Here is a 14,033-nt window from a genome sequence, read left to right on the forward strand (position 1 = left end):
GCGGACCGGGCCATGAACCAGACCCTGGCGGTATGGCTCCTGATCGCGCTGGCCCTGGTCAGCGCGAATCTGCCCTTCCTGACGGAACGCGTGTTCGCCGTGCTGCCGTGGAAGCGGGGCGGGGCGGATGCCGTCAAGCCGTTCTGGATGCGCCTGGTCGAAGTGCTGGTGTTCTACCTGATCGTGGGGGCCCTGGGCTTCACGTTCGAGTCCGTGCTGGGCAACCGCTTCGCGCAGACCTGGGAGTTCTACGCCATCACGCTGAGCCTGTACCTGGTGCTGGCTTATCCCGGTTTCGTGTATCGCTATCTGTTCAAGCGGCACCCGCGGCTGCGGACCTGAGCCGGCCGCGCCGAGCAGTACCTGTGAAACGCCCCGCAAGGGGCGTTTTGCTTTGATGCCTCGGTGTATCCGCTGATTGCCGATTCCGTGGCGAAATATCGTCAAATCACGGCATTTCCGCGTTACCGCGTCCGATTTCCCTCGTCGAACTGAACCCGATCGGTTTTCCCGTCCAGAATCGCAACCTTTCATAAACAGAAATGGTTGTCATTCACAACCTGGAGGGCTTGATCGTGAAACGCGAAGATGCATGCGCGCTGAATTCACTGGCCGGGTCGCTGGCCGCCGCCGTGGCGGTGCCGGCGCTGTTCGCCAGTCCCTATGCGATGGCGCAAGCGGGCGCCAGCCACATTCCCCAGCTGGCGCCGGTGCAGGTGGAGGGCGAGGCCTCGCCCTACCAGCCGGACAGCGTGCAGTCGTCCAAGATGACCGCGCCGCTGCTGGATACGCCGCGCTCGGTGCAGGTGGTGCCCAAGCAGGTCATCTCCGACCAGTCCGCGACCTCGCTGCAGGACGTGCTGCAGAACTCGCCGGGCATCACCTTCGCCGCGGGCGAGGGCGGACGCGCCGGCGGCGACCTGCCCGTCATCCGCGGCCAGAACGCCGCCAGCAGCCTGTTCCTGGACGGCATGCGCGACGTCAGCATGCAGGCGCGCGACACCTTCAACCTGGAACAGGTCGAGATCATCAAGGGGCCCGATTCAGTCTACGCCGGCCGCGGCGGCGCGGGCGGCAGCATCAACCTGGTCAGCAAGGCGCCCAAGGCCAAGGACGCCATCGAGGTCACGGGCCAGATCGGCACCGACAGTAACTACCGGGGCACGCTCGACAGCAACTGGCGGCTGGGCGAGAAGTCGGCCTTCCGTCTGAACGTCATGGGCAACAAGGGCGATGTGCCGGGCCGTGACAAGGCGGTGGACTTCGAGCGCTGGGGCGTGGCGCCGTCGCTGGCGCTGGGCATGGGCACGCCAACCCGTATCACGCTCAGCTACTACCACTACCAGAACGACAGCATGCCGGATTACTCCATCCCCTATGACCCGCGAGTGGGCCTGCCGGTGACGGAGACCCTGGGCATCAGCCGCAAGAACTTCTATGGCCTGGCCGGGCGCGATTTCATGAAGACGCGCGATGACCTGGCCACGGTCGATTTCCAGCATGATTTCTCCGACAGGCTCAAGCTGCGCAGCGTGGTGCGATATGGCCACGAGACCGCCGACTATCTGGCCACCCAACCCGACCTCACGCTCGCCAACCTGCCCGCGGGGATCGTGAACCGGCCGGCCTATGGCAGGTACTACACCACCAAGGCCTTCGCGAACCAGACCGACCTGAGCGGCGAGTTCGAGTCGGGCGGCGTCAAGCATGGCTTCGACCTGGGTTTCGAATACACCAGCGTCGAGCAGACCATGGCCTACAACAACGACCAGGTCCTGTCGTCGGATGGCGTCACCAAATGCCCGGCCGACCTGGCGCAGACCTCGCTGCGTCATCCCGATCCGAACGTGTCCTATCCGTGCCGCACCGTCCGCAGCTGGCCGGCGCCCTATGCCACCGACACGCTGGCGCTGTACGGCTTCGACACGCTCAAGTTCGACGAGCAGTGGCAGGCCAGCGTCGGCCTGCGCTGGGACAACTACCGCGCCAGCGGCCACGACAAGAAAGAGCAGGGCTACCGCCGCACCGACAATCTGCTGAACTATCAGCTGGGCCTGGCCTACAAGCCGGTGCCCGAAGGCACGCTCTACGCCTCCTATGGCACGTCGTCGACGCCGTCCGCGGTGGCGGGCGCCACGGCGTCGGACATCCTGAGAAAGAGCTCGGACGAGGCAGCGGCGCCGGAGCAGAGCCGCTCGGTCGAGGCGGGCGTCAAATGGCAGGTGCTGGACGAACGCCTGACGCTCTCGGGCGCGGTGTTCCAGGACACGCGCAAGCACACCAACATCGAGGTGATGCCGAACGAGTACGAGCAGGCGGGCGAGACCCGGGTGCGCGGGATCGAACTGGGTTTCTCGGGCGCCATCACGCCCGCCTGGAACGTCTATGGCGGCTACACCTTCCTGGACAGCAAGCTGATCCGGGGCGGCCGCAAGGATATCGGCGCCGAGGGCCGGGACCTGCCGAACACGCCGCGCAACGCATTCAGCCTCTGGACCTCCTACAAGGTGCTGCCTGAACTGACGCTGGGCGCGGGCGCCTATTACGTCGACAAGGTCTACGGCAACACGAATACGGATGTCGATGCCCACGGCGCGCCCAAGACGCGCTGGGTGCCGTCGTACTGGCGCTTCGACGCCATGGCCAAGTACCGCTTCAGCCCGAATCTCTCGGTCCAGCTCAATGTGTTGAACGTGTTCGACGAGACGTTCTACACGCGGGCCAGGCCGAGCAACCATGCCGCGCTCGGCACGGGGCGGGCGGCCTTGCTGTCGGTGAAAGTGCGCTACTGATCGGCGCGCGGCATGAAGAAGGCCACCTTTCGAGGTGGCCTTTTTTTCATGGAGCCGGCGGGCGGGGACGTTGACGGGCGAGCCTTGAGAACGCCGGGAGGCTGTCGACGCGGCACGGCGCAATGGTTCAGTTTTTATTCAGGGAATACCCGCGTTATGAGTTGTTATATATCGCGAATGTTTACTTAACTTGTGTTGTTTTTTTCCCGACTTTACGAGGTATTCACCTTTCTTTCAGGAACCTTTCAGGTTTGGCGTCCAGAATCGCAACCTTCAAAAAAACAAGAATCGTTGTTATTCATATTCTGGAGAAAGCGTTGAAATCCGAAGACACTTTTGCCGTCACCTCGCTCAGCGGATCGCTGGCCGCGGTGCTGGCGACCCCGGCGCTGTTCCTGGCATCCGGCGCGCAGGCGCAATCGGGCGGCCAGGGCGTGACGCAGTTATCGCCCGTGCAGGTGCAGGGCGACACGCTGGTGCCGTACGACGTCAAGGATTCCGCCTCCACCAAGTTCACCGCGCCCTTGCTGGACACGCCCAAATCGGTGCAGGTGATCCCGCAGGAAGTGATCCAGAACCAGGCCGCCTCCACCCTGACGGAAGCGCTGCGCAACTCGCCCGGCATCACGTTCGGCGCGGGCGAGGGCGGCAATCCGCTCGGCGACCGTCCGATCATCCGCGGCTACGACGCCCAGGCCAGCACCTACGTGGACGGCATGCGCGACATCGGCGCGACCTCGCGCGAAGTGTTCAACCTGGAGCAGATCGAGGTCATCAAGGGCTCCGACGGCGCCTTTGGCGGCCGTGGCGGCGCCGGCGGCAGCATCAACCTGATCAGCAAGACGGCCAAGGCCGAGAACTTCACCGCGGCCAGCCTGGGCATCGGCACCGACAACTACTATCGCGGCACGATCGACAGCAACTGGCTGCTGGGCGAGAAGACCGCCTTCCGCCTGAACGCCATGTACCATGACGCCGATGTGGCCGGCCGCGACATGGTCAACAACAGCCGCTGGGGCGTGGCGCCCACCATCACCTTCGGCGTCAACACGCCGACCCGCGTGACGCTGAGCTACTACCACATGCAGTCGGACGACCTGCCCGACAGCGGCATCCCGTACGCCTACCCGAGCACCAAGGTGCAGCGCAACGGCAGCTACATGGGCGTCACGGAAACCGGCCCGGCCAGCGTCAACCGCAACAACTTCTACGGCCTGTCCAGCGACTACCGTAAGACCACGTCCGACATGGGCACGATCGGCATCGAGCACGATTTCTCGAACCGCCTGACCCTGCGCAACATGACGCGCTACACCTACTCGACCCAGGACTACGTCTGGACGCAGCCCGACGACAGCCAGGGCAACGTGCTCAACGGCCGCGTCTGGCGCCGCGCCAACACCCGCGCCAGCCGCGTCGACAGCCTGGCCAACCAGACCGAGCTGACGGGCAAGTTCGAGACCGGCTCGCTCAAGCACAGCTTCAACGTCGGCATCGAGCTGTCCAAGGAAGAAGGCAAGAAGGACACGCTGGCGGTCAACCGCGGCTCGGGCTCGGGCCCGGCGAACGCGTGCAATGCACTGGGCGCGGCATCGAACTACAACTGCACCAGCCTGTACGACCCGGATCCGCACGATCCCTGGGTCAACACGCTGGACGGCGACCGCCTCGGCCAGCCGACCCGCTCGCGCACCATCACCAAGTCGATCTACGCTTTCGACACCGTTGAACTGTCGCCGCAATGGCTGGTCAACGGCGGCCTGCGCCTGGACCGCTACGAGACCAAGTTCACCAATACCCCGGCCAACAACTACCAGGTCATCAAGCGCGACGACACGCTGCTGAACTACCAGCTGGGCCTGGTGTTCAAGCCGACCGACAACGGCAGCGTGTACGTGTCGTACGCGACCTCGTCGACGCCGTCCAACGCCACGCTGGGCGAAGGCAGCGAAAGCCTGGCCCTGACGCCGGGTCGCGGCAACGTCGGCCTGAACGCGGCCGACATGGCGCCGGAAAAGAACAAGACCTACGAGATCGGCACCAAGTGGGATGTGCTCGACCGCCGCATGACGCTGACGGCCGCGCTGTTCCGCACCGAGACCACCAACGCCCGCGTCACGCTGCCGTCCGGCGACTACGCCATGGCCGGCAAGAAGGAAGTGAACGGCCTGGAGCTGGGTTTCTCGGGCAGCATCACGCCGGCCTGGCAGGTGTTCGGCGGCTACACGTTCATGAAGAGCAAGCTCAAGGACGGTTCGGGCGCCGACGAGGGCAACGATTTCCCCAACACGCCCGAGAACAGCTTCAGCCTGTGGTCGACCTACGCGGTGACGCCGGACCTCACGCTGGGCGGCGGCGCCTATTACGTGGGCAAGCAGTACGGCAACACCACCAACACCACCTACATTCCGTCGTACTGGCGCTTCGACGCGATGGCCGGCTACCGCTTCAACAAGAACTGGAACGTGCAGCTGAACGTCTTCAACCTGTTCGACAAGACCTACTACGACAAGGCCTATCCGGCGCACTACGCCAACATCGCGCCGGGCCGCTCGGCGATCCTGAGCGTGAACATGCGCTATTGATTCGCGAGTCCGGGCGCCGCGCATGCGGTTCCCGGGCGGGTTCAGCCCAAGAAAAAGCCACCTCGACGGTGGCTTTTTTCTTGGGCGGATGCGGCGCGATCAGCTTTCGAACCAGTTCAGCACGCCGTCCAGGCCAGAGACGTTCAGCGCGTAGCGCGTCTGCTGCCGCACCAGCGGCTTGGCGTGGTAGGCCACCGGGAAGCCGGCGGCGCCCAGCATCTTCAGGTCGTTGGCGCCATCGCCCATGGCGATGATCTGTTCCTTGGTCGCGCCATGGGTGCGGGCGAACTCGCGCAGGTACACGGCCTTGGCGTCGGCGTCCAGGATGTCGCCGAGCACGCGGCCCGTCAGCACGCCGTTGTCGATCTCCAGCGTATTGGCGTGGGCGCTGTCCAGCCGCAGGCGCTCGCGCAGGCGGTCGGTGAAGAAAGTGAAGCCGCCCGACACCAGCAGCACCTTGATGCCGGCCGCCTGGGCGGTGGTGATCAGGCGCTCGGCGCCCGGGTTCAGGCGCAGCTTCTCGGTGTAGACCTGCTCCAGGGCCTCGGCCGGCACGTCCTTGAGCAGCGCGACGCGGCGGCGCAGGCTGTCGGAGAAGTCCTTGATCTCGCCGCGCATCGCCGCCTCGGTGATCTCCGAGACCTTGTCCTTGACGCCCGCCACGCCGGCGATCTCGTCGATGCACTCGATGTTGATGAGCGTCGAGTCCATGTCCATCGCCAGCACCTTGCAGTGCGACAGCTTCAGGCCGGCCGGCACGAAGGCGGTATCGACGCCGTGGCGCTCGGCCCACGACACCACCTGGGCGCGGGTCGCGTCATCGTGCTGCACGTCGAGCAGGCGGGCCGCGGTGGCGCTGATGCGGGCCACGCCCTGCGCCTGCGCCAGGGCGGCGATCTGTTCGGCGTGTTCGACCGTCAGGCCGGGGGATTGAACGACGAGGTGATGGATAGTCATAAAAATGCGAAGGTCGGGGCGGGTTACTTCAAGGCGCGCAGCACGGCGCGCACGGCGTCGGCGCGGGCCGGGATCTGCGCGGCCTTGATCTCAACCCGCAATTTATCCTGTCCGGCGAGTTTGATGTGGCGTTGTCGCTGCACCAGCTCGATGATTTTCGCCGGATCGACGCTGGTCTTGGGGCCGAACTGCAGCAGCGCCTGGGTTTCGCTGGCGTCGATCTTGACGATGCCCAGCGGTTGCGCGGCCAGGCGCAGGCGGTGCGTGGTCAGCAGCGTCTGCGCCGCTTCGGGCAGCTTGCCGAAGCGGTCGATCAGTTCTTCCTGGATCTGGATCAGGTCGTCTTCATCGGCGGCGTGGGCCAGGCGCTTGTAGACGCTCAGGCGCGCGTGCACGTCGGCGCAGTAGTCGGACGGCAGCAGCGCCGGCGCATGCAGGTTGACCTCGCAGGCGAGGTTGAAGGGCGCGTCCAGGTCCGGCTCCTCGCCGGCGCGCAGGGCGCGCACCGCCTCGTTCAGCATCTCGTTGTACATCGAGAAGCCCACTTCCTGGATGTTGCCGGACTGCGAGTCGCCCAGCACCTCGCCGGTGCCGCGGATCTCCAGGTCGTGCATGGCCAGGTAGAAGCCCGAGCCCAGTTCCTCCATGGCCTGGATCGCCTCCAGCCGCTTCTTGGCGTTGCTGGTGATGGCGTCCTCGCCCGGCGTCAGCAGGTAGGCGTAGGCCTGGTGGTGCGAACGGCCGACGCGGCCGCGCAGCTGGTGCAGCTGCGCCAGGCCGAAACGGTCGGCGCGGTGGATCACGATGGTATTGGCGCTGGGCACGTCGATACCGGTCTCGATGATGGTGGTGCACAGCAGCACGTTGTAGCGCTGCTGGTAGAAGCCCTTCATCACCTGTTCCAGCTCGCGCTCGGGCATCTGGCCGTGGGCCACCGCGATGCGGGCCTCGGGCACCAGCTCTTCGAGGCGGGCGCGGCGGTTGTGGATGGTCTCGACCTCGTTGTGCAGGAAGTAGCATTGGCCGCCGCGCTTGAGCTCGCGCAGCAGCGCTTCGCGCAGCGTGCTGCCGTCTTCGCGCCGCACGAAGGTCTTGATGGCCAGCCGCTTTTGCGGCGCCGTGGCGATGACCGAGAAATCGCGGATGCCTTCCAGCGACATGCCGAGCGTGCGCGGGATCGGCGTGGCCGTCAGCGTCAGCACGTCGACCTCGGCGCGCAGCGCCTTGAGCGCCTCCTTCTGGCGCACGCCGAAGCGGTGTTCCTCGTCGATGATGACCAGCCCGAGGCGCTTGAACTTCACGTCCTTGGACAGGATCTTGTGGGTGCCGATGACGATGTCGACGCGGCCGTCGTTGATGCCCTCGATGGCCGCGGACACTTCCTTGGCCGAGCGGAAGCGCGACAGCTCCACCACCCGCACCGGCCAGTCGGCGAAGCGGTCGGAGAAGGTCTGCGCATGCTGTTCGGCCAGCAGCGTGGTAGGGCAGAGCAGGGCGACCTGCTTGCCGTTGGCCACGGCCAGGAACGCGGCGCGCAGCGCCACCTCGGTCTTGCCGAAACCGACGTCGCCGCACACCAGGCGGTCCATCGGGCGGCCCGAGGTCATGTCGGCGATCACGGCCTCGATGGCGGCGGCCTGGTCGGCGGTCTCCTCGAAGCCGAAGCCTTCGGCGAAGGCCTGGTAGTCGTTGAGCGGCAGGTTGAAGGCGAAGCCCTCGCGCGCGGCGCGCTGCGCATACAGCGCCAGCAGTTCGGCGGCGGTGTCGCGCACCTGCCTGGCGGCCTTGCGGCGCGCCTTGTCCCACTGGCCAGAGCCCAGCTGGTGCAGCGGCGCGGCTTCCGGATCGGCGCCGCTGTAGCGGGCGATCACGTGCAGTTGCGATACCGGCACATACAGCGTGCTGCCGTTGGCGTATTCGAGATGCAGGAACTCCATCTCGCCTTCGCCCATGTCCATGTTGACCAGGCCGTGGTAGCGGCCGATGCCGTGCTGCGCGTGCACCACGGGGTCGCCGGCGCGCAGTTCGGACAGGTCGCGCACCATCGCTTCGACGTTGCTGGCGCGCTCCTGGTCGCGCTTGCCGCGCCGGCCGGTGCTGGTCAGCCCCGGATAGAGGTCGTTCTCGGTCAGGAACGCCAGGTTGGCCTGCGGCAGTTCGAAGCCGGTGGCCAGCGGCGCGGCGACGATGCCGAAGTGGGCGTCGGAGGCCAGGAAAGCCTCGATGCTGTCCGGCTGCGCGTCGGGCGTGACGCCGAACTCGTTGAGCATCTGCACCAGCGTCTCGCGGCGGCCGGCCGAGTCGGCGCACAGCAGCACGCGGCCTTGCGGCTTGCCGACATGCGTGCGCAGCTTGGCGATCGGGTCCTCGGCGCGGCGCGCCACGCTGACGTCGGGCGCGGCGCGAAAGTCGGGGTGCGGCTGGCCGGCGGCCAGCGCCAGGCGGCGGAAATCCTTCAGGCGGGCGTACAGCGCCTGTTCGTCCAGGAACAGCGCGGACGGCGGCAGCACCGGGCGCTCGCGGTCGCTCTTGAGGAAGCCGTAGCGGCTGCCGGTGTCCTGGCTGAAACGCATCATGGCGTCGTCGATGTCGCCGACGGTGACGGTGATGGTGCCTTCCGCCAGGTAGTCGAACAGCGTCGCGGTTTCGTCGAAGAACAGCGGCAGGTAGTACTCGACCCCGGCGAAGGGGATGCCGTTGCCGATGTCCTTGTAGGGCAGGGCGCGCGAGGGATCGCCTTCGAACTCTTCGCGGAAGCGCGCGCGGAAGCGGTTGCGCGAGTCCTCGTCCATCGGAAACTCGCGGCCCGGCAGCAGCTGCACCTCGCGCACCGGATACAGGCTGCGCTGGGTGTCGACGTCGAAGCTGCGGATGGTCTCGATCTCGTCATCGAACAGGTCCAGCCGGTAGGGCAGCGCCGATCCCATCGGGAACAGGTCGATCAGGCCGCCGCGCAGACAGAACTCGCCGGGCGCGGTGACCTGGGTGACGTGGTTGTAGTTCGCCAGCGTCAGCTGCGCGCGCAGCGCCGCCTCGTTGAGCTTGTCCTTCTGCTTGAAGGAGAAGGTGTAGGCCGCCAGGAAGGAGGGCGGCGCCAGCCGGTACAGCGCGGTGGTGACCGGCACCGTCAGCACGTCCACCGTCTTCATCATCAGCGAATGCAGGGTGTGCAGGCGCTCGGAGATCAGATCCTGGTGCGGCGAGAAGGCGTCGTACGGCAGCGTTTCCCAGTCGGGCAGCTGGCGCACGCGCAGGCCGGGCGCGAACAGCGCGATTTCCTCGGCCAGGCGCTGGGCTTCGAGCGGCTCGGCGGTCAGCACCACCAGCGGCGCGGCCGCCTGCCGGGCCAGGTCGGCCAGCAGCCAGGCGTCGCCGGAGCCCGGCGGGCGAGGCTGCGCATAGCGCGCGCCGGCTTTGAGCGCGGCAAGGGTGGGGGCGGTCGCGGGAACGGGCGGCGCTGCCGTGGCGGAGGAGGTGGGAGCGGGCATCAGGCTGGGAGCAGGCATCAAGCGGAAGATTATAAAATCACCGAACCATGTCTGACTCAATCATTGCCATCGTTCCCGCCGCCGGCGTCGGCGCCCGCGCCAGCCGCCCCGGCGCCGAGAGCGTGCCCAAACAATACCGTCCGTTGGCCGGACAGCCCATGCTGCGCCACGCGGTGGCCGCTTTGCTCGCCGACGACCGCGTGTCGCAGGTGCGGGTGGCGGTGACGCCGGGCGACGGCTGGGTCGACCAGGCCGTGGCCGGCCTGCCCCGCACCGTCTGGCGCGCCTGCGGCGGCGCCACCCGCGCCGATACCGTGGCGGGGGCGCTGGCCGACAGCGGCGTCTCCGACGATACCTGGGTGCTGGTGCACGACGCGGCCCGCCCCGGCCTGCCGGCCGCGGCGCTGGCGCGCCTGATCGACGCCTGCCTGGCGGATCCGGTCGGCGGCCTGCTGGCGCTGCCGGTGGCCGACACCGTCAAGGGTGGCCACGAGCGGGTCGAGCGCACGCTCGACCGCAACGGCCTGTGGCTGGCGCAGACGCCGCAGATGTTCCGCGCCGGCGCCCTGCGCGACGCGCTGACGGCCGCCGCGGTGAACGGCGTGGCGGTGACCGACGAGGCCTCGGCGATCGAGGCCGCCGGCTACGCGCCGCTGCTGGTGCCCGGCGCGATGCGCAATTTCAAAGTGACCTGGCCGGACGATTTCGAACTGATGGAAAAATGGCTATGAGTATTCCTTTCCGCGTTGGACAGGGTTTTGACGTGCATGCGCTGGTCGAGGGCCGGCCGCTGATCATCGGCGGCGTGACCATTCCCCACAGCCACGGCCTGCTGGGTCATTCCGACGCCGATGTGCTGCTGCACGCGATCACCGACGCCCTGCTGGGCGCGGCCGGCCTCGGCGACATCGGCCGCCATTTCCCCGACACCGATCCGGCCTTCAAGGGCGCGGACAGCCGCGTGCTCTTGCGCGAGGCCATGGCGCGGGTGCGCCAGGCCGGCTGGACGCCGGTGAACATCGACGCGACCCTGCATGCGCAGGCGCCCAAGATCGGCCCGCATGCGCCGGCCATGGTCAGGAACATCGCGGCCGACACCGGCCTGGCCGAAACCGAGGTCAACATCAAGGCCAAGACCAACGAAGGCCTGGGTTACCTGGGGCGCAAGGAAGGCATCGCGGCGACCGTGGTGGCATTGCTGGCGCGGACCTGACTGCCGCCAGGCCAACCCGTTTTTGAACGCATGGCGCGGATTTCTCCGCGCCATTGTTTTTGCGCGCATGCGTTGTTTTATTCGCACGGATATTCGTGCGGATACATGTCCATAATAAATTAACAAAACGCAAAAAAAGCCGCGAGCCGCGCCCTTGCTGCGGTTTGGCGGGATTGCGCGTGATTTCGGCCGTCGGCGCCGGAAACGCCGCCTGCTTTCGTCTTGCGGGTGCATTTGAACTGGAATACTCTGCCGCTACTTAACGTCTGGATAATAGGGACACTAGAAATGCATGTACGTGGCGCTGCCTTGTTTTTGGCCCTGGTCGCCTTTGGTTCGCCTGCACATGCAGAATTCGAGCAGCAGCTCGGCCCGCTTTCCGGGGCTGTCCGATCCCAGATGCTGCAGGGCTGGACCGCGGGCGTCGAGGATGGCTGGTTCACCTTGCGCAACCGGGCGGCCGCCGGCAGCGAACAGACGCTGTATCTCAACGTGGGCGAGGCGCCGGAAAGCGGCCGCATCACCGACGTCAACGTGGTCCTGAACTCGACCAACCCCAAGGCCTCGATCGGCCTGGTGCTGAACAATCGCGCGCGCAAGGCCCTTTGCCTGCTCGAACTCACGGCCGCCAAGCAGACCATCCTGTTCTGTCTGAACGGCGACAAGCGCCGCGATATCGCCAACGTGCCCAACGTGGCCAAGCTGGACGGCTCCGACCGCATCAAGGTCGTCGAAGTCCCGGGCGCGGCGCGCTTCATCGTCAACGGCCAGAAGATCGGCGACATCGAAGACGAGCCGGCGCTGGGCTCCGAACTGGGCATCATGGCGTATGACGTCGGCACCTTCGGGATCGCCGACTTCACCATCAATTCGAGCCTGAATTCCAACAAGCCTGCCGGCGGCGCGCCGCAACAGGGCGGGGCGCCCCAGCAGCAGCCGCCGCGCGCGCCCCAGCAACAGCCGCAATCCGGCTCGAACAGCGGCGTGCCGGGTTCCGGACCGCTGCCGACCTTCGGTGGCGATACCGTGCGCATGGTGTCGGTCTATGCCGGTATCATGCGCAGCATCTTCCTGCACGAGTTCGGCCATGCCCTGATCGGCGAACTCGAATTGCCGTCGACCGGCGCCGAGGAAGACGCGGTCGACATCTATTCGGCGCTGCAGATCGTCGAGCCGACCATGTACCCGTCCAAGGACAAGGAAGCCAACGCCATGGTCAACGGCGGCGCGACCTACGCCGCGCTGCAGTGGTACTACAGCGGCAAGCTGGCCGAAGCCAAGGGCGCGGGCAACTCGCCCTGGCAGGACGAGCACACCGGCGACCTCAAGCGCTTCCGCAACATGCTGTGCATCATGTACGGCGGCAACCCCGGCGTGTTCGAATCCCTGGTCCAGCAGGTCGGCTTCGAGGACCGGACCAAGGCGCGCTGCGCGGATGAGTACTCCAAGCAGAACCGCGCCTGGCGCAGGATCCTGGCGCCCCACACCCGCGTCGGCGCCTGGACGCCGGACGGCGAGCAGCCGGCCAACGCGCCCGGCGCGCCGGTCAACGTGGTGTTCGAGCCGTCGTCGCGCCGCGTCGGCAACCTGTTCGCCATCAACCTGTCCCAGCCGATCGGCAACAACATCAAGGAACTGGGCAAGACCTACGTCCTGCCGCGGCCGGTCAATGTGGTGTTCAAGGATTGCGGCAAGCTCAACGCCTGGTACAGCCCGCGCGAAGGCACGATCACCATGTGCTACGAGCTGATCGAGAATATCGCGGTGATGGTGTCCGACATCGAGATGGGCACGGTCGGCGGCGAACCCAAGCAGGGCGGCGCGGCCGCGCCCCAACAGCAACAGCCGCAGCAGCAACCGCAGCAACAGCCGCGTCAGCAATCCGGCGGCGCCGCGCCCAGCGGCGGCTTCGACGAACTGCGCGACCTCGGCGTGCCGCCGACCACCTTGCTGTTCTCGTCGCCCTACAAGGGCCCGACGCCGAGCAGCCACCCGCGCGCCAAGGTCATCACGACGCGCGACCTGGTGGCCCTGTACAAGAACGAAAAGAACCTGCTGGTGATCGACACCAGCGGCTCGAACGAGACGCTGCCCGATGCCTTCCCGCTGATCGACGCGGGCTCGGACGGCAGCGTCGCGGACCAGATGCAGAACGCCTTCGACGGCTGGCTGCACAAGAAGACGGGCACCGAAAAGGAACACAACGTTCCCCTGGTGTTCGTGGGCGCCAGCATGAACGACCGCTCGTCCTACAACGCCGCGCTGCGCGCCGGCACGCTGGGCTGGCCGGCCTACTGGTACCGCGGCGGGATCGAGGCCTGGGTCGCCAACGGCCTGCCGATGGTGAAGGTCAAGACCGCCCAGGACAAGTAAGCGCCGCGGCGCCGCGCGTCCAATAAAAAACCCGCCTGCTCGCGCAGGCGGGTTTTTTTTCGTCAGCCGGGGCTTACTTGCCCTGGGCGGCCAGCGCCAGGGCGGCGGCATTGACCACGGAGGCGATGCGGCCGGCATCGCGCAGCTGTTCCGTCGACAGGCCGTCCTTCTTCAGGTTCTCGTAGTGCGAGGCGACGCAGAAGTGGCACTTGCCGATGATCGAAGCCACCAGCGCGAACAGCTCGAAGCGCTTCTTGTCGACGCCGCCATGAGTGGCGTAGGCGTTCATGCGCAGCTGGGCCGGCAGGCTCTTGAGCTGGGCGTCGCCGGTCATCTCGACATACGGGTACCAGGTGTTGTTCATGCCCATCAGCGCCGAGGCGGTCAGCGCGGCATTGGCGTCGGCTTCCGACAGGCCGCTCTTGAAGGCTTCGACCAGCACCGGGCTGCGCGCGGCGTAGGCGGCCGACAGGGCGGCGCCGACGGCGTCTTCCGGGGCCAGGGTCGAGCGGGCGATCACGGCGTCCAGATTCAGGCGGATGTCCTTGGCCCAATCCGGCAGCTGTTCCTTAATGGTCGTCAGAAATTCCATAGTTTTTACCTATAATCTAGCGCAGTTAAAGCC

Annotated in this window: 9 protein-coding genes; 6 read left to right on the forward strand and 3 right to left on the reverse strand. The window is 66.7% G+C overall.

Annotation, left to right across the window (positions count from 1 at the left end):
• The first annotated feature begins 12 nt into the window (after positions 1 to 12).
• The 3 genes from AOZ53_RS02755 to AOZ53_RS02765 all read left to right on the forward strand — a co-directional run bounded on the left by AOZ53_RS02755 (position 13) and on the right by AOZ53_RS02765 (position 5,377).
• Complete coding sequence (locus tag AOZ53_RS02755; RefSeq protein ID WP_006393413.1) at positions 13 to 342, forward strand: DUF2818 family protein; 330 nt, start codon at positions 13 to 15, stop codon at positions 340 to 342.
• 200 nt (positions 343 to 542) lie between these two features.
• Positions 543 to 2,792: a TonB-dependent receptor gene (locus AOZ53_RS02760; protein WP_054486786.1), complete on the forward strand. Its 2,250-nt coding sequence runs from the start codon at positions 543 to 545 to the stop codon at positions 2,790 to 2,792.
• A gap of 317 nt (positions 2,793 to 3,109) precedes the next feature.
• Positions 3,110 to 5,377, forward strand: a complete 2,268-nt coding sequence (locus AOZ53_RS02765; RefSeq protein WP_054486788.1) for a TonB-dependent receptor — start codon at positions 3,110 to 3,112, stop codon at positions 5,375 to 5,377.
• Positions 5,378 to 5,476: 99 nt separating this feature from the next.
• On the opposite strand, the gene serB is transcribed toward AOZ53_RS02765, so the two are convergent.
• Positions 5,477 to 6,334, reverse strand: coding sequence for a phosphoserine phosphatase SerB (serB, locus tag AOZ53_RS02770; protein WP_054429644.1), 858 nt, complete (start codon positions 6,332 to 6,334; stop codon positions 5,477 to 5,479).
• A 23-nt stretch (positions 6,335 to 6,357) separates the two neighbouring features.
• Positions 6,358 to 9,840 (reverse strand): transcription-repair coupling factor, encoded by a 3,483-nt coding sequence (gene mfd / locus AOZ53_RS02775; protein ID WP_082385495.1) that lies wholly within the window; start codon positions 9,838 to 9,840, stop codon positions 6,358 to 6,360.
• A gap of 29 nt (positions 9,841 to 9,869) precedes the next feature.
• On the opposite strand from mfd, the gene ispD reads away from it, so the two are divergent.
• The 3 genes from ispD (at position 9,870) to AOZ53_RS02790 (ending at position 13,408) form a co-directional block, all read left to right on the forward strand.
• Positions 9,870 to 10,553 carry a 2-C-methyl-D-erythritol 4-phosphate cytidylyltransferase gene (gene ispD / locus AOZ53_RS02780; RefSeq protein WP_054429643.1) on the forward strand — a complete coding sequence of 228 codons (684 nt, stop codon included), beginning with the start codon at positions 9,870 to 9,872 and terminating at the stop codon, positions 10,551 to 10,553.
• Positions 10,550 to 11,035: a 2-C-methyl-D-erythritol 2,4-cyclodiphosphate synthase gene (gene ispF, locus AOZ53_RS02785; protein WP_054474938.1), complete on the forward strand. Its 486-nt coding sequence runs from the start codon at positions 10,550 to 10,552 to the stop codon at positions 11,033 to 11,035. The genes ispD and ispF overlap by 4 nt, the downstream gene beginning before the upstream one ends.
• Positions 11,036 to 11,434: 399 nt before the next feature.
• Positions 11,435 to 13,408, forward strand: a complete 1,974-nt coding sequence (locus AOZ53_RS02790) for a DUF4344 domain-containing metallopeptidase (protein ID WP_082385484.1) — start codon at positions 11,435 to 11,437, stop codon at positions 13,406 to 13,408.
• 73 nt (positions 13,409 to 13,481) lie between these two features.
• Here the strand turns inward: AOZ53_RS02790 and AOZ53_RS02795 are convergent, their stop codons facing one another.
• A complete protein-coding gene (locus AOZ53_RS02795; protein ID WP_025137075.1) occupies positions 13,482 to 14,000 on the reverse strand; it encodes a carboxymuconolactone decarboxylase family protein in 519 nt (172 codons plus the stop codon).
• Positions 14,001 to 14,033: the final 33 nt, after the last annotated feature.

This window comes from Achromobacter sp. 2789STDY5608621, from assembly GCF_001299375.1.
Taxonomy (GTDB): Bacteria; Pseudomonadota; Gammaproteobacteria; order Burkholderiales; family Burkholderiaceae_B; genus Achromobacter; species Achromobacter insuavis.

What these genes read in the sequence shown, in the direction of transcription:
- AOZ53_RS02760 (WP_054486786.1), top strand. Translation starts at nt 543, where the DNA reads ATGGTTGTCATTCACAACCTGGAGGGCTTGATCGTGAAACGCGAAGAT.
- AOZ53_RS02795 (WP_025137075.1), bottom strand. Translation starts at nt 14,000, where the DNA reads ATGGAATTTCTGACGACCATTAAGGAACAGCTGCCGGATTGGGCCAAG.
- mfd (WP_082385495.1), bottom strand. Translation starts at nt 9,840, where the DNA reads ATGCCTGCTCCCAGCCTGATGCCCGCTCCCACCTCCTCCGCCACGGCA.
- ispD (WP_054429643.1), top strand. Translation starts at nt 9,870, where the DNA reads ATGTCTGACTCAATCATTGCCATCGTTCCCGCCGCCGGCGTCGGCGCC.
- ispF (WP_054474938.1), top strand. Translation starts at nt 10,550, where the DNA reads ATGAGTATTCCTTTCCGCGTTGGACAGGGTTTTGACGTGCATGCGCTG.
- AOZ53_RS02755 (WP_006393413.1), top strand. Translation starts at nt 13, where the DNA reads ATGAACCAGACCCTGGCGGTATGGCTCCTGATCGCGCTGGCCCTGGTC.
- AOZ53_RS02790 (WP_082385484.1), top strand. Translation starts at nt 11,435, where the DNA reads ATGCTGCAGGGCTGGACCGCGGGCGTCGAGGATGGCTGGTTCACCTTG.
- serB (WP_054429644.1), bottom strand. Translation starts at nt 6,334, where the DNA reads ATGACTATCCATCACCTCGTCGTTCAATCCCCCGGCCTGACGGTCGAA.